Source organism: Larkinella sp. C7 (genome assembly GCF_006149005.1).
Taxonomy (GTDB): Bacteria; Bacteroidota; Bacteroidia; order Cytophagales; family Spirosomataceae; genus Larkinella.
This window is the reverse complement of sequence record NZ_VBSL01000001.1, coordinates 697,717-713,732: the sequence shown is the minus strand read 5'-3', so window position 1 is coordinate 713,732 and position 16,016 is coordinate 697,717. Positions and strand designations below refer to the sequence as shown.

The window sequence follows — 16,016 nt, the reverse complement described above, 5'->3', positions numbered from 1 at the left end:
TGAATAAACAGCAGGTAGCAGGAAATGGAATCGGAAGTCAACAAAAGTTTGCTATTTAACCACTTCGCCCGGAAAACGTCTCCGCTGCAGCGGGAGTTGATTGCGCAGTGGCTTCAGGAAAAAGCAAACGAAGAGCGCTACTACGAATGGCTGGAAGAGTGGGAAAATTTGCATCCGCAGTATTTGACCCAAACCGACAGCGCACTTCAGCGTTACACGGCTTTTTTGAAAGACAATCCGCAAACCGACGCCGTCAATACCGCCGAAACGGTTGTTGCGCCCGCGCAAAACCGCTGGTCGATCAGGCCCTGGCTGGTGGCGGCTTCGTTTCTGTTGCTGGTCAGCATTGGTGCTTTTTTGTTCCGCAATACGATCCGATATCAAACGTACGAAACAGGATTTGGCGAAACCCGTTCGCTGCAACTGGCCGACGGAAGTGCCGTACTCCTGAATGCGAATTCGATGCTACGCGTACCCCGCTGGGGATTTGGGACGCGTATCCGGGAAGTGCTGCTCACCGGTGAAGCCAATTTTTCGGTGACCCACACCGCCGACGATCAGAAATTTGTCGTCAAAACCGTCAAGAATTTCGAAGTGGTGGTTCTGGGAACGGAATTCACCGTTTTTGCCCGAAAACGCGGAGCCAAAGTGACCTTGAACAAGGGTAAAGTTCAGGTGCAGGTGCAAACCGGGCAAACCGTAAAGCAGGTGCTGATGAAACCCGGCGAGCTGGTGACGCTCGACCCGCAGAACCACATTGCCCTGAAAACGATGAAGCAAACCCAACTGCATCCGGCCTGGGGCGAAAAACGGTTCGTTTTTGAGGAAACGCCTTTGCAGGAAGTGGCCTATCTCCTCGAAGAAAACTACGGTTTACAGGTCGATATCAAGGATCAGAAGCTGGCCGGACGGGTGCTGATGGGGTCATTTCGGGCCGATAATGTCGATCAATTGTTGCAATCCATCTCGGAATTGCTGGATATTAATGTGGTCCGGCAGGGCAATCATGTCCAGTTAATGGACAACTAAACCAGACTTTCTAAACCCTTACTTTCTATGGTAAATCCTTTACGAAGGGCTCCACAAGCGGGGCTTCTGTTGATCCTATTGCTTTTTGGGCTCCGGCCGGGCTGGTCGCAGTCCCTGGCGCTGGCCAGTACGATGCGGCAAAAACCGGCTGAAATCCCACGGGGAACTGTCCGGCAACTCAAAGACGTACTGAACGATCTGAAGAACACCTACGGGGTCGATATCATGTTTGAACTGCGTGCTGTAGAAGGGTTTACGGTTACATCGGAAGCCATTAACCCGAAAGCGACGCTTGAAAAAAATCTCGGCAATGTCTTGCGACCACTGGGTTTGCGGTACAAAAAAGTAAACAGCAGTTCGTATCTGGTCATTGGCGACAAAAAGGCGCGGAAAGTGGCCGATGCCGAAACCCGGCTTCCGGATTCGGCGCTCTCCCTGCCAACGTCGGCGAATGGCCCCCCGGAAAGGGGGACGGCCACCGCCGAACTTCCCCTGGCGGCCCCGGCGAAAGCGCCCGTTGAGGACCGGGTGCTGACGGGAAGTGTGAAAAGCGAAACCGGCGAACGTCTGCCGGGGGTCAGTGTGGTGGTGAAGAAAACCACGCGCGGAACCACGACCGACGGAAACGGCGAATTTCGGCTCAACGTGCCCGACGATGCCGGCACATCGGTGCTGGTGCTGGTCTTTTCATTCGTCGGGTATCTGAATCAGGAAGTGGCAATTGGCAACCGGAACACCATCGATGTGCAACTGGCACCGGACCAGAAAACCCTGAATGAGGTCGTGGTGGTGGGCTATGGGACGCAGAAAAAGAAGGATTTGACGGGTTCGATTGTCAACCTGAGCGGCAAAGACCTGCTGCCGGTTCCGGCCGCCAGTTTCGATCAGATGATGCAGGGCAAGGTGGCGGGGGCACAGATTACCCAGACCACGGGGGCGCCGGGCGGCAACGTCAACGTCGTCATCCGGGGCATCAGTTCCATCACGGGCGGTAATCAGCCCTTGTATGTCATCGACGGATACGCCATCGGTTCGATGGGCGGAGGGTCGGATTTGAGCAGCTTCACCGGAAATTCCTACTCGGCCAGCGGCATGGCCACGAATGCTTCGACGACGAAAATTAATCCGCTGAGTACCATCAATCCGTCTGATATTGAATCGGTTGAGATTTTGAAAGACGCATCGGCCACGGCGATTTATGGGTCACGCGGTGCCAATGGCGTGGTGATTATCACGACCAAGCGGGGCAAACAGGGGAAAACCAGCATTAATCTGGAGTCATCGGTGGGCGTTCAGACGCTGGCGAAGAAACTGGACATGCTGAATCCGCAGCAGTTTGCGCAGATGGTGGCCGAGGGGCGCGACAACGCCTGGGTGTATCTGGGCGGGAAAGCCTCCGATCCCAACAGCGTGCGCGGTCAGCCCCAGTGGGTGCGACCGGACTACCGAAACCCGCAGTTGCTGCCCACCGAAGGAACCGACTGGCAGGATGTGATTTTCCGGCCGGCAACGCTTCAGAATTACCAGCTCTCGGCCAGCGGTGGCACCAACGACATCAATTACTACGTTTCGGGCGGTTATTTTGATCAGGAAGGAATCATCATCGGCTCCAACCTGAAGAAATTCACCCTCCGCACCAACATCGACGCACAATTGACCAAACGCCTGAAACTGGGCGCTTCCTTTGCCGGTTCGTATTCGTACGGCAATTTTGCCCGCGCCGAAGGTACCGTCGGGCAGCGCGGGTTGCTGGCGGCCACCTTGTCCAGCTCGCCACTGGCCCCGGTTTACGATCAGAACGGCAATCCGTACTCCGAACTGGTTGATCCGATGGGCGTTCCGGTCGAGAATCCGCTGGTGATTGTGCGTGAATTTACCGATAAACGCAATGCAGCTAATATCTTCACCAACAACTATCTGGAGTATGAGTTGATGAGCGGGTTGCGGCTTAAATCGTCGGTGGGCGTCAACTACACTACTAATAACAACCGCATCTGGAAATCATCGCGGATTGGAGACGGTTTCAATCTGACCGGGCCACCCACCGCCGGAGCGTATGTCAGCAAAAGCCTGAACTGGCTGAACGAAAACACGCTCAGTTTTCAGCGGATGCTGGGTGAAAAGCACAATTTCAACAGCGTAGTCGGGTTTACGGTGCAGAAAAATTCGGACGACATTCTGCAGGCTGGCGCGTCCGATTTTCCGACCGACTATATTCCGTTTCTGTCGGGCGGCAACGTCAATGCCGGAACGAATTTCATCTCCGAATGGTCGATGCTGTCAATGCTGGCCCGGGTGAACTACACCTTCAACGGGCGGTATTTGCTGACGGCCACAGTGCGTCGCGATGGCAGTTCGCGGTTTGGAGCCAACCATAAATGGGGAACCTTTCCTTCCTTTTCGCTGGGCTATCGCCTGTCCGATGAGCCGTTTATGGCGGGTCTTACGTTCATCAATGACCTGAAAATCAGAGCCAGTTATGGGACATCCGGGAATAACCTGATCGGGAATTACGCCCACATCGGACTCCTCGGAACGTCGCGTTACGTCACCACCAGCGGTATTGTGCTGGGCATTACGCCCCAAAGCCTGGCCAACGACGACCTTACCTGGGAAAAATCGCTTCAAGCCGACATCGGACTGGACATTTCCCTGTTCAAAAACCGCCTGTCGTTCACCGTCGATGCCTACCGTAACGTCAAGAAAGGGCTGTTGCTGAACACCTTGTTACCGGCGGCTTCCGGGTTCGACTCGTCCATTCAGAACATCGGCGAAGTGGAGAACAAAGGGCTGGAACTGACGGTGAGTTCGGAAAACGTCCGCGGGAAAGATTTTTCCTGGACCACCAATCTGAACCTGAGCACCAACCGGAACAAGGTGCTGGCACTCAGCACGTCCAGCTCCCGGATTGTCAACTCGCCCTACCAGGTTAGTCAGGTCGGTTCGCCCATTTCGAGTTTCTTCATGCTCAATGTGCTGGGCGTTTTCAAAACGCCGGAAGAAATCAAAGCCAGCCCATTGGTACATCCGGCCACGCAACCGGGCGACCTTCGGTTTGAAGATGTCAACAAGGATGGACGCATTACGGATGCGGACAAGAAAATCGTCGGAAATCCGTGGCCAAAATATACCTGGGGCTTCAACAACAAATTTACGTTTCGGAATATAGCCCTGAATGTCAGCGTGATCGGAACGGAAGGTAACCTGGTTTATCTCCAGGCGGGTGAAACCCAGTTGAACGTTGCGGGCGTTCAGAATCAGCTTGCCCTGGCCGATCGTCGCTGGAAATCGGCCGAAGATCCCGGTGACGGCCTGCTTCCGCGAGCGATCCGGAACGATTATGCGCGGGGGAACAGCATGTCGTCGCGGTATTTGTTCGACGGGTCGTACGTGCGCATCCGGAACATCAACCTTTCGTATGCGTTCCCGGCTTCGCTCGCCAACCGGCTTGGTCTTCAGACGTTTACCGTTTTTGCGGATGTGACCAATGCCTACACCTTCACAAAGTATCCCAGTTTTGACCCGGAAGCCAGCATCGGCGGGGATAACATTGCCAAATCCGGCATCGATTTTTATTCCTATCCGGTTCCGCGCATTGCCACATTGGGGTTACGGGTCGCTTTTAAATAACGCTACCGGTTTTTTAAAATAACATTATCGATTACGATTATGAAACCGAACATACGACATAAACTAAGCACGATTCTGGCCGTTTTCCTGGTCATGATTTCAAGTACGTCGTGTCAGGAATTTCTGGAATTGCAGCCCCAGAACCAGATTAACGACGAGAGTTTCTACCGCACAGCGGCCGATTTTGAAAGTTCTCTTTTGGGGGTTTACAGCTCATTCAAAGGATTTCACACCGGTAATCTGCATTACATCAACGAACTGGCAACGGACAATGCCGAGCTCCAGTGGCTGGCGCCAACAGCCGCCGAAGTGGAGTTTGACGACAACAGCGTTACGGCCGCCAACGCCACGGTTCTGGCGACCTGGAACGTGGGTTTGTACACCATTGCCCGCTGCAATACCATTTTAAACCGCATCAAAGGCGCTTCGTTCGATCCGGTAACAAGGGATCGGATTATCGGAGAAACCCGGTTTTTCCGGGCCTACAGTTACTTTTACCTGGTGCAGTTGTTCGGTCGGGTGCCGGTTACCGACGTGGAGTTCCGAAGCCCCGGCAACATCGCAGCCACCGATTTATCGCTAAAACCGCAGGAAGAAGTCTACAAACTCATCCTTGATGACCTGACCAGTGCCGAGTCGCTGATGCCGGCGACCTTGAACGCCGATAAAGGCCGGGTTTCCAGAGGAACCGTTAAAACGCTGCTGGGAAAAGTGTACCTGACCAAAAAAGACTATGCGTTGGCAGCTGCGAAACTGAAAGAAGTTATCGACGAAAAGCAGTATGCCTTAGTGCCCGACTATAAAACGTTGGTGGTCAAGGGAAATAATAATTTAACCGAATCCATTTTTGAAATCAAGTTTGTCTCCGGGTCCAATCTGGGCAATTTGTATTCGTTGCAATTTACGCCCGCTCTGTCCAACATGCTGCTGTTTCCCAACAACCAAAGTGGCGGTGGGCGAATCGTACCGACGCTGAATTCTGTCAATGCATTTGAAAAATCGGATCGGCGAAAGGCGGCTTCGGTCAACGACACCATCACCTTGCTGGGCGGCACGAAAGTGTATAGCCGGTATGGGTTAAAGTTTGTGGATTTCAGCGCAATCAACGTGTCCGACGGGAGTGTTACCTACCCGGTTTCGCGGTTTTCCGATGTGCTGCTGATGTACGCCGAAGCTTTGAACGAGCAGGACAAAACCGCCGATGCATTGCCGTATATCAATCAGGTGCGCAAACGCGCCGGTTTGGCGGATCTGACCGGATTAGACAAACCGGCGGTTCGGCTGGCACTGGAGAAAGAACGGAAAGTGGAGTTTCTGTTCGAAGAGCAACGCTGGTTTGATCTGGTTCGCACGGGCCGCGCCATCGAGGTCATGAATGCGCATTTTGCCAGCAAGGGTATCAGTTTCAAAATGACGGAAAATGAGTTGCTCATGCCAATTCCACTACGGGAAATCGACCTGAATCCTGCGTTAACCCAAAATCTGGGCTATTGATCTTCTAACTTGTTTGTTCTTTAATTCGATGAAAATACGTTCGTCCCATATCCGACGGTTTCTGGTCCTGTTGCTCCTTTTGGGCTCCGCTTTTCAACTGAAAGCCCAGAAAAGCGAGGTGAAACTTAACGGCCTGGTGTTTGCCTATCCGCCGGTTTTGATCAACGATTTCAGGAAAAATGGCGATGGCTGGTCGCGGGAGCCGGTTTTGCGACGGATGCCCGACGGCTCGCTGCTCTGTCTGCACTACACGGGTGGCCCCTGGGAACCCGACAACGGCAATTTTGTGGTTGCCACCCGCAGCACCGACGAAGGCAAAACCTGGTCGTCGCCGGAACCGTTTCTGAAACATCCGACCCGGGCGGTTTGGTCGCCGGAACTGTTTGTGGCCGATAAAACCGTGTTTGTGCCGGTCAATACCTTCGACGCGCCAAGCTGGTACAACAACCTGAAAACTTTTACGACCGTCAGTACCGACGCCGGAAAAACCTGGACGGAGCCGGTGAGTTTGCCGGGATTCGCCAGCAGTTTTACGCTGCGACGCGGCTTTGTGATGTCCAACGGCGAATGGTTTTTCTCCGCTTTCTGTCAGGAACAGGCCGACGGGTTTACCCAGAAATTTAGCCGTCAGAAGCTGATTGAGGGCAAAAACTGGCCGTTCTGCGTCTCGGCGCTGGTTTGCAAGCCGGGTTGGAAAAACATCGAAATGCACGGCTATCACAAGCGCGAAGATCTGGGGATGCTCTGGGAACCCAACACGGTTGAAGTGGCAACCGGACATCTGGTGATGCTGATGCGGGCTTCCGGAACCGGCGTCCTGTACCGAACCGAAAGCCGGGATTTTGGTCGCACCTGGACCAAAGTTGCCCCGAGCGATATTCCCAATGGAAATTCAAAAATCATGTTGTTGAAGGTCGGACAAACCGTTTTGCTGATCGGAAACCAATGCAAAGATCGCAGCGAAGTGTCGCTTTGGGTTTCTAAAGACGGTTGTAAAACCTGGTCAAAAAAAATCCGGCTGGCGACCATTGAGAATACCGCCACGATGGAGAAAATTGAACACAATCCGGCCATGATCTGCTACCCCGACGGTTTTGCCGACGACGCCCAAAAAGTGCTCTATCTCGCAATGGAAGACGGTATTCGGCACTATTTCATGAAAATACCGTATGCAGATTTTAGGTAACGATGGGATGAATCACCTGTGTAGAGTACAGTTTTTTTGTCTGGCAATCAGCTTGTCGATGGGGGCTTTTTCGCTTCGGGCGCAGACGAAAAAACCGGTCGATCCGGCCCTGGTGCCACCGGTTGTCAATACGGCTCCGTCGTCAGAATACGATCCGGACCGGCTGGATTTCAACATGACCATTGGCCTCGAGCGAACGCCCAAAGGACGGCTTTGGGCCTGTTGGGTGGGCGGTGGTGACAACGAAGAAGCATTTTTTGCGCTGACCACCAGCGATGACAACGGCAAAACCTGGTCGAAACCGCGTGCCGTGATTGATCCGCACGATGCGTCGCTGGGCGAAAGCCGCCGGGCCATTGTCGGAACCTTGTGGACCGATCCGCGCGGTCGGCTGTGGCTTTTCTTCGACCAATCGATGACGTTTTTCGACGGTCGTGCCGGTAACTGGTACACCATGTGCAACAACCCCGACAGCGACAAACCCACCTGGTCGAAACCGCAACGAATCTGGCACGGCTGCTCCCTGAACAAACCCACCGTATTGGCCAACGGCGACTGGCTGCTGGTGATTTCGCTCTGGAACCGGGAGAAAATCATCGCGATGGACCCGGCTTCTCCGTATCGGGAAGCGCACCACGAACTGGATTCGCTCCGGATGGCTAACGTCTTCGTTTCCAGCGATCAAGGTCGCACCTGGAAACGCCGGGGCGGGGTCCGGTTTCCGCAGCCCGACTACGACGAATCGCACATCGTCGAACGGCGCGACGGCACACTCTGGCTGACCACCCGCACGGCCAAAGGACTTTGGGAAAGCTACTCGAACGACAAGGGGAAAACCTGGTCGGAACCGCAGAAGTCGGCGATTGAAAACACCAACGCCCGGCATTTTATCCGCCGTTTGCAATCGGGTCGGTTGTTGCTGGTCAAGCACGCCAAAGTGGATGGCAAAATCGCCCGGTCGCACCTGACGGCGTATCTTTCCGACGACGACGGGCAGACCTGGCAGGGCGGTTTGTTGCTGGATGAACGGAATATGGTAACGTATCCCGATGGTGTTCAGGCACCCGACGGCACCCTGTATATTTCCTACGACCGGGGCCGGAAACGCAGTACGGGCGGAGAAATTCTGCTGGCCCGGTTTACGGAAGAAGATGTTCTGAAAGGCGGTTTTGTAACGCCGAACGCCAAAGCCAAACAGGTGATTAGTCAATCGCTGGAAGCCAAAGCAGAGGCTAAGAACTAAAAACAAAATGGCGAATCGGCAACAGATTTATTACTGGAAATGCGACCGGCCTTCTGCTTTTTACAGTCTGATAACGCCACATGCCTCCGTACCGGATCAGGACGTAGAAGACGCTTTGCGAACGGTTTTGCAAACCTATTTTGGGGATTCTTCCTTTACGCTGCAACCGGCGGGCGGTCAGGGAAATCACCTGACGTATCTGGCGTCGCATCGCGGAGAAACCTATTTTCTGCGCTTGGAAAACGGGCCGGAGCAAGACGATTACATGGAGGTGGAAGCTGCCGTTCTGGATCAGGTTCGCCAAACCGGGGTGCCGACGCCCCCGGTTTTTGCCGTCGATGCGTCCCGATCCAAGGTGCCTTTTGCGTACCAGATTCTGGCGTTTATCGATGCGCCGGATTTGAACGCGTTACGCAAAAAAGGGGCGCTAAACGAACCTGCTATTGCGCACGAAATTGGAGTCAATCTGGCCCGCTGGCAGCAAATTTCACCTGACAATTTCGGCCCTTTTGATCCGGCGTTGCTTCGAAAAACCGGTCGGTTAATCGGTTTACACGAAACGTACCGCGCTTATTTCCGGCTGAATTGGGAACGGCATCTGGATTTTCTGACGAATGCCCAGTTTCTGACCGACGAAGAAAGCTTGGATTTACAGGATCTTGTCGATAAAAATGACGCTTTGCTGGCGTTGAAAACCGGTTGTCTGGTTCACAAAGACCTGGCGTTGTGGAACATGCTGGGAACGCCGGACGAACTAAAAGCCGTCATCGACTGGGACGACACGGTTTCGGGTGACCCCACGGACGACCTGGCTTTGCTGGCCTGTTTTCATTCCGGCGACTTCATCAAGGCGGTTTTGACGGGTTATCAGACCATCCGGGAATTGCCGGAACAATTCCTGCCGCGTTTCTGGCTGCATCTGCTTCGGAATATGATTGTCAAAGCCGTTATTCGGGTGGGAGCGGGTTACTTCGACCGGCAGGACGATTTTTTCCTGATCGGAGCCGGATCGTCGGGACAATCCCTGAAAAGCTTCACCAAAGACCGGATTCGAACGGCGATGCTGGGTTTGCAGGGCCATAAAACGATCGCTGATTTATGAATTCCTTCGAAAAGAAAAATGTCCGTCGACTGGGTTTGGGGACCTGGTTGTCAACGGGTTCGCCGGTTATTGCCGAGCTGGCCGGAGCGTGTTCGCTGGACTGGCTGCTGTTCGATCTGGAGCATGGCTGTCTGACGGAAAGCGGGTTGCTGGCGAATTTGCAGGCCGTCCGAAACCCGGATGTTACGCTCATGGTCCGGGTGGGCAGCCTCGATCCGGTGCTGATTGCCCGGGCGCTGGACTGGGGTGCGTCGGGAATTATGCTCCCCCGCGTTTCGACTCCGGCGCAGGCGGAAGCCTGCGTGGCCGCCATGCGCTATCCGCCCCACGGAACCCGCGGCTATTCCGGTTCGGTGCGGGCGTATGACTACGGGTTGCGTGCCTCCAAAGCCATTGAGAAACAGTCCGTTCCGGTTTTTATGGCCCAACTGGAAGACTATGAAGGTGTTATGAATGCCGAAGCGATCGCTGAAGTTGAGGGGGTCGATGTGCTTTTTGTGGGGCCAGCGGATCTGAAACTGGATCTAGCCGTGCGTTGCCCATCCAAACCGTCCCTACCATTTACCAATGCCCTGGCGCGGGTGAGCCAGGCGGCCCAAAAGAACGGGAAAGAGGCTGGAATTCTGGTGCGAAACCCGGCCGACGTACCGGAACTGCGAAAAGCCGGTTTTTCCTGCCTGGCCATCGGCTCGGATCTGGGCATTTTGCGCGACGGTTTCCAAACCATTCTTACCCTGTAATTTCATCCCGGCGACTTCTGACTGTTAACTGTCGGCACGAAGAGACCAAAAGCCGTTATCTAAATCTGATACCAGGCACGGTTTTCAAATCCTGATCGGATTACAACTTTCCCACAATGGTCATCACCAGATTGGCCGAATTTCGGGCGGCAATCTTGAAAAACGTGAGCATATCCTGCCGGGCGTTGGAGTTGGCTTTGTCGCTCAAACTCCGGATCACCAGACACGGCACCTGTTGCTGGTAGCAAACCTGCGCCACAGCCGCGCCTTCCATTTCGGTAGCGTCAGCTTTGAATTCCGACCAGAGACTGGCCACTTTTTCGTCGGACGAAACGAACACATCGCCCGTCACCACCGTGCCTACCACAACCGACGGTGGCCGTTTGGTGGAGGGAATGCTCTCAAACGGAACGGTTTTCGCGGCTTCCTGTGCCGCCAGCATCATGAGTGAATCGGCGGGAAAGTACGTTGGGTTCAGGTCTTTCGTGATGGCGTTGCGGGTTTGATTCGTTTTCTGTTGTTGAAACGTAATGTAACCGTAATCGTGGTGGGCGGTTTGCCGGGCAATCACGATGTCGCCGGGTTGAAGGTCGGGATTGGTGCCACCCGCGATTCCCGTAAAAAGCACCCGTTCCGGTTTGAAATAGGCCAGCACAAATGCCGTCGTCATGGCAGCATTGACCTTTCCAATTCCGGTTTCGGCGATCACGACTTTGTGACCATTGATCCGCCCGGTCATAAAGTGAATTCCGTTGAGCGTCCGGCTTTTCGGTTTCTTGAGGGATTTCTGTACCAGCTTCACCTCTTCGTCGAAAGCGCCGAGTAAGGCCGTAATCGGACGGGGTTTATACCGCTGGGCCTGAATAGGCGTAGTGCCGACGACAAGTCCGATTACGAACCATCCCAAAATCAGAAATTTGTTTAAACGAATCATTTTGTATAGTTTATGCGGCATACTCTTTGGGGTTAAACAACTAAAATACGATGAAAAAACTTGCCATTTCTATTCTTGTCATGCTTTCGACCGTTGTTTTTAATGAAGTCAACGCACAATCCAGCCAGAATGCAATTGAAAAACAGAAATTTCATTTTGGGAAAGCCGGTGAGGATGGAGCGGGCTATGCGCAGGCCGTCCGGGTCGGCAAAACCATTTACATTTCGGGAACCGTGGGCGGGGGCGAAGCGGCTTCTGCACTGACGAACGTGTACAATGGTCTTCAAAAAACACTGGCTTTTTACGGGGCTACTTTTCAGAACGTGGTCAAAGAGAATTTATACACGACCAACATCGAGGAAATGAAAAAGCACAACGACGTTCGTAAGAAGTTTTATAACAACGATTTCCCGGCGGCAACCTGGGTGCAGATTCAACGGCTGTACGAAGAAACGGCCTTGGTGGAAGTGGAACTGGTGGCCGTGCTTCCGTGACCATCAGTGTCCGGAAAAGAGTGCCAGAATGCAGAATAAATCGACAAGTAATAAGCCGACCGGCACCTCTTTTGATTGGCCAATGGCCAGTTTTACGACCGTCCACATCAGAAATCCCCAGATAATTCCCTGCGTAATCGAGTAGCTGAACGGAATCAGGACCAGCGCCAGAAAGGCCGGTAAGGCATCGTCCAGCCGACCCCAGTTGATTTTGGTAATCGGTTTCATCATGAAAGCACCGACCAGCACCAGCGCCGGGGCGGTGGCGATAGCCGGAATCACCGACAGCAACGGCGACAGAAACAGGAACGGCAGAAAAAGGCAACCCGCCACAATGGCCGTCAGACCCGTACGCCCGCCCTGCGCAATGCCCACCGCCGATTCGATGTAGGCCGTTCCGGGGCTGGTGCCGAGCAAGCCCGCCATCGTCGTGGCCACGGCATCGACCGTCAGCGAGCGGTTGAGGTTACGCGGGTTTCCGTCTTCGTCGTACAGATCGGCGGCTTCGGCCACGCCCACGAAGGTGGACAGACTGTCGAACAAGTCCGTAAAAACAAAGGCAAAAATCACCGGCCAGAGCGACCATTGTAGGGAGTTGACCAGATCCAGTTTGCCGATCAGACTGAAATCCGGGGCGGCAAAAAGACCCTGAAAATTGACCAGTGTTTTTTGCCCGAAATTGACCGCCGACGCATCGCCCCACCACCGGCCAATGGGCAACGCGGCCAGGGTAGTGAGCAGAATACCGATGATAATGGCCCCCGGAACTTGCCGGATGACCAGAACGCTGGTGATGAAAAGTCCGAAAATAAACGTCAGAATGATTGGGTCTTTCAGGCTGGCGATGCTGACCAGCGTGGCCGGATTAGCCACAATAAACTTCGCATTTTCAAACCCAATCAGGGTGATAAACAGGCCAATACCGGCCGAGACCGAATACCGCAGCGGTTTGGGAATGATCCTGACAATGGCCGACCGGACGTTGAAAAGCGACAGGATCAAAAACAGAATGCCCGCCCAGAAAACGGCTCCCAGCGCCACTTCGGGGCGGATGCCCATGCCCTTGACGGCAGTGAAGGTGAAAAAGGCGTTGAGGCCCATACCGGGCGCCACCACCATCGGGTTGCGGGCATACAGGCCCATCATCACACTGCACCCAAACGACAGCAAAACCGTGGCTGTCAGCACCCCGCTGAACGGCAAACCGGCCTGACTGAGAATCGCCGGATTGACCACGATGATGTACATGGTTGCCAGAAACGTGGAAACACCCGCCAGGATTTCGGTGCGGGTTGCGGGAACGGAAAGGCCGGTTTGCATGAAGAACGGATGGATCGAAGTCCGAAAATACGGATTACGAACACCAATTCAACTCCCCGTCTGGCAATTGAGTGATTATTTCGCACAAAAAAGCCCCCGGCCCGGAGCAAACTGCCCATGCCGGGGGACTCGAACCAATTTAACCAAATTATAGTAAAGACGTGAGACAAGAGACCAAGGCTTGCTGGCTGAGGGGAGCGTCCTTCATCTCTTATCTCACCTCATTTTCGAAACTCCGTCGCGAGCCATTGCTGATCGGCTGGCATGGCCGCGCCACCCGGTTGTTGCGAAATGGCCCATTGTTGCAAAGCCTGTTCCAGCACGGCATTCAGACTCTCCCGGGTTTTGGCCTGTTTGAGATTGAGTCGTTTTTTCGCCAGATTTTCTTTGTAAATGAGCTGGTTGTCATCGTTGTAGAAAAACACGATGCAGTTCTGCTTCGGTTGGGATTCCACGACCCAGAAGCCCTGACGGGGTGAGGTTGACTGACGGAGTTGCCGTCCCTGACCAAAGCTGAAAGCCGACAAAGACAGGAATAAAGCAGTGGCGAATAGCGCCAAACGGTAGTGTGGATTGATTTTCATGGTGGTAGCGCCGAAGCGGTTCGTTCGTAGTTGTTGTTTTAGTCGGAATTGACGCTTCAAAGGTAAACACGGGAAAAACCGCCTGCCGGGATTGTCGCCCAATGCGCCGGTTCCCAACAGATACAGCAAGGGGCTGGCGACGAGTGTAGTTAGGGCGCTGAAAAGAGTCATTTGGCGACGATTCGTTACCGTTCGTCTACAATTCGCGCAATTCGTGGCAGGAAAGGTGTCGTTTATCTATATTCGGTCGGCAATCGGGTACTCGTATGCAACTGTCTAACACCAACTTTATCTTTTCCAATCAGCCGCGTTACCGTCTGGCCCGGCACGGGCTTTTTTGGGGAGTTGTTCAACTCTACTTCACGGTTTTGTATGGTGTTTTTCCGATCTCCTATTTCCTGCATCGCGGTTACGGAAAACCCGAAGCGTTCTTTCTGGGTTTTTTTTCCTCCGGCGTCAGTTCACTGATATTTATGCCGGCCCATATGGTTCTGTCGTACGGTATTATTTATGTTTTATTCCCCCGCTATCTGGACAAAGGGCCCTATTGGAAAATGGTGGTTGGCGTTATTCTTTTTTCATTTCTGAGCGCGTCGGCATCGGCTCTTCTGTCGACCTCGGTTGTTGCGCCTTTGCATGCGTGGCTCGGTACGTCGCGGGCTCGTGGGGGGGGCTTAACCTATTTATTGATGGCGGGATTACGGGGCGGCATTACGGTGGGCGGTTTTGCGGCTGCGATCAAACTCGTCAAAATCTGGTATTTGAAAGAGCAGGCATATCGGCAGATTGAAAAAGAAAAGTTTAACGCGGAGTTACAGTTGCTGAAGTCCCAAATCCATCCGCACTTTCTGTTCAATACCCTCAACAACCTGTATGCCCTGACGTTACGAAAATCGGAGCAATCGCCGGCGGTTGTGCTGAAACTGTCGCAATTGCTGAGTTATATGCTCTACGACTGCAACGCGTCGGAGGTGCCGTTGGAAAAGGAGATTGCATTCATGAAAAATTACATCGGACTGGAGCAGTTGCGCTACGGTTCGCGGCTGGATGTTTCGATGAATTTCCACGGCAATTTGCAGGGAATACAGATGGCGCCCCTGTTGCTGATTCCGTTTCTGGAAAATGCCTTCAAACACGGAACCAGTGAACAACTGGAACAGGCCTGGATTTTTCTGGACCTGTCCGTCGATGATCAGGTGCTGACATTCAAGTTGGTCAACAGCCGCGATGCCGATACGGTCGTTCCAGCTTCCGTTGGGGCAACCTCCGTTGGGGGAATCGGATTGCAGAACGTGCGGAAACGGCTGGAATTGCTGTATCCGGGTCGTTATGAACTGAAAATTCAGCCGGAAGAAGAAACGTTTCTGGTCGATTTGACCTTGCAGTTACCCCGGGAGTCGGCGGTTTTGAAACCGAACACGGTGCCGGTAGCTGAAATACCGGTTTAAGATAACAACAACAAATACACATCCCTATGAACGTACGTTGTCTGCTGATTGATGACGAACCACACGCTGTGGAGATTATCGAATCGTACATCGAACTGGTCGATGGACTAGAGATCGTCGGCAAATGCCATAATGCCATTCAGGCATTCAGTATGCTCCAGTCGATGCCGGTCGATCTGCTGTTTTTAGACATTAAAATGCCCAAACTCTCCGGCACCGATTTCCTGCGGAGTTTGCGGAATCCCCCCAAAGTGATTTTCACCACGGCGTATCGCGAATACGCACTGGACGGTTTTGATCTGGATGTGGTTGATTACCTGCTCAAACCCATTCCGTTCGAGCGGTTTTTGCGGGCGGTTTCCAAAGTCATGCGGCTTGAACCCCAGCATATGGCGAACGGTATTTCGGAGCCAGATCAGCCGCCCGTTGAAAAGGAACTGGTGCCGTCGGAGCGCGACGCGTTTCTCTATTTTCGGGCCGACCGCAAAATGGTGAAGGTCTATACCAAAGACATTCTCTACGTCGAAAGCCTGAAAGATTACATCAAAATCATCACGACCAACGCCAGACCGCTGGTGGTGAAACAGGCCATCAGCTCGGTGGAAGCCATGCTGCCGGGCCGGGATTTTCTGCGGATTCACCGGTCGTTCATTGTGGCCATCGACAAGATTTCGGCCTGGTCGCCCAGCCACATCGAGGTCGCCGGGCAGGAACTCCCGATTGGGCGGCTGCACCAGAAGGACGTTGGTCGGGCGTTGAAAATGGAAGTGTAGGGGAGTCCTGAAGCATCTTTGCCGGAAAAACCGTATTTT

At 53.6% G+C, this 16,016-nt stretch carries 13 protein-coding genes; 10 read left to right on the top strand and 3 right to left on the bottom strand.

Going from position 1 to position 16,016, the window contains the following annotated elements; genetic code table 11:
* Positions 1-24: 24 nt before the first annotated feature.
* Genes FH871_RS02825 through FH871_RS02795 form a run of 7 tightly spaced genes read left to right on the top strand, consistent with a single transcriptional unit; the run spans position 25 to position 10,424 of the window.
* The gene (locus FH871_RS02825; protein ID WP_138989802.1) at positions 25-1,029 is read left to right on the top strand and encodes a FecR family protein; all 1,005 of its coding nucleotides are present in this window, start codon (positions 25-27) and stop codon (positions 1,027-1,029) included.
* Between the two features lie 27 nt (positions 1,030-1,056).
* Positions 1,057-4,659 (top strand): TonB-dependent receptor, encoded by a 3,603-nt coding sequence (locus FH871_RS02820; RefSeq protein ID WP_229316993.1) that lies wholly within the window; start codon positions 1,057-1,059, stop codon positions 4,657-4,659.
* 39 nt (positions 4,660-4,698) lie between these two features.
* Complete coding sequence (locus FH871_RS02815) at positions 4,699-6,153, top strand: RagB/SusD family nutrient uptake outer membrane protein (protein WP_138989801.1); 1,455 nt, start codon at positions 4,699-4,701, stop codon at positions 6,151-6,153.
* Between the two features lie 28 nt (positions 6,154-6,181).
* Positions 6,182-7,339 carry a sialidase family protein gene (locus FH871_RS02810; protein ID WP_138989800.1) on the top strand — a complete coding sequence of 386 codons (1,158 nt, stop codon included), beginning with the start codon at positions 6,182-6,184 and terminating at the stop codon, positions 7,337-7,339.
* Positions 7,323-8,582 (top strand): sialidase family protein, encoded by a 1,260-nt coding sequence (locus FH871_RS02805; RefSeq protein WP_138989799.1) that lies wholly within the window; start codon positions 7,323-7,325, stop codon positions 8,580-8,582. Before FH871_RS02810 ends, FH871_RS02805 begins: the two co-directional genes overlap by 17 nt.
* A gap of 7 nt (positions 8,583-8,589) precedes the next feature.
* Positions 8,590-9,684 (top strand): phosphotransferase family protein, encoded by a 1,095-nt coding sequence (locus FH871_RS02800; protein WP_138989798.1) that lies wholly within the window; start codon positions 8,590-8,592, stop codon positions 9,682-9,684.
* The gene (locus FH871_RS02795) at positions 9,681-10,424 is read left to right on the top strand and encodes an HpcH/HpaI aldolase/citrate lyase family protein (RefSeq protein WP_138989797.1); all 744 of its coding nucleotides are present in this window, start codon (positions 9,681-9,683) and stop codon (positions 10,422-10,424) included. The genes FH871_RS02800 and FH871_RS02795 overlap by 4 nt, the downstream gene beginning before the upstream one ends.
* 100 nt (positions 10,425-10,524) lie before the next feature.
* Here the strand turns inward: FH871_RS02795 and FH871_RS02790 are convergent, their stop codons facing one another.
* Positions 10,525-11,331 carry a 5'-methylthioadenosine/adenosylhomocysteine nucleosidase gene (locus FH871_RS02790; RefSeq protein WP_229316989.1) on the bottom strand — a complete coding sequence of 269 codons (807 nt, stop codon included), beginning with the start codon at positions 11,329-11,331 and terminating at the stop codon, positions 10,525-10,527.
* Positions 11,332-11,408: 77 nt separating this feature from the next.
* Between FH871_RS02790 and FH871_RS02785 the strand changes: the two genes are divergently transcribed.
* Positions 11,409-11,852 (top strand): RidA family protein, encoded by a 444-nt coding sequence (locus FH871_RS02785; protein WP_212768195.1) that lies wholly within the window; start codon positions 11,409-11,411, stop codon positions 11,850-11,852.
* 3 nt (positions 11,853-11,855) lie between these two features.
* On the opposite strand, the gene FH871_RS02780 is transcribed toward FH871_RS02785, so the two are convergent.
* Positions 11,856-13,172, bottom strand: coding sequence for an NCS2 family permease (locus FH871_RS02780; RefSeq protein ID WP_138989795.1), 1,317 nt, complete (start codon positions 13,170-13,172; stop codon positions 11,856-11,858).
* A 221-nt stretch (positions 13,173-13,393) separates the two neighbouring features.
* Entirely contained in the window at positions 13,394-13,927 is a 534-nt protein-coding gene (locus FH871_RS02775; protein ID WP_138989794.1) for a hypothetical protein, read from the bottom strand.
* 95 nt (positions 13,928-14,022) lie between these two features.
* On the opposite strand from FH871_RS02775, the gene FH871_RS02770 reads away from it, so the two are divergent.
* Both FH871_RS02770 and FH871_RS02765 read left to right on the top strand, forming a co-directional pair.
* Positions 14,023-15,204, top strand: coding sequence for a sensor histidine kinase (locus tag FH871_RS02770; RefSeq protein WP_138989793.1), 1,182 nt, complete (start codon positions 14,023-14,025; stop codon positions 15,202-15,204).
* A 26-nt stretch (positions 15,205-15,230) separates the two neighbouring features.
* A complete protein-coding gene (locus FH871_RS02765; protein WP_138989792.1) occupies positions 15,231-15,977 on the top strand; it encodes a LytTR family DNA-binding domain-containing protein in 747 nt (248 codons plus the stop codon).
* Positions 15,978-16,016 lie beyond the last annotated feature (39 nt).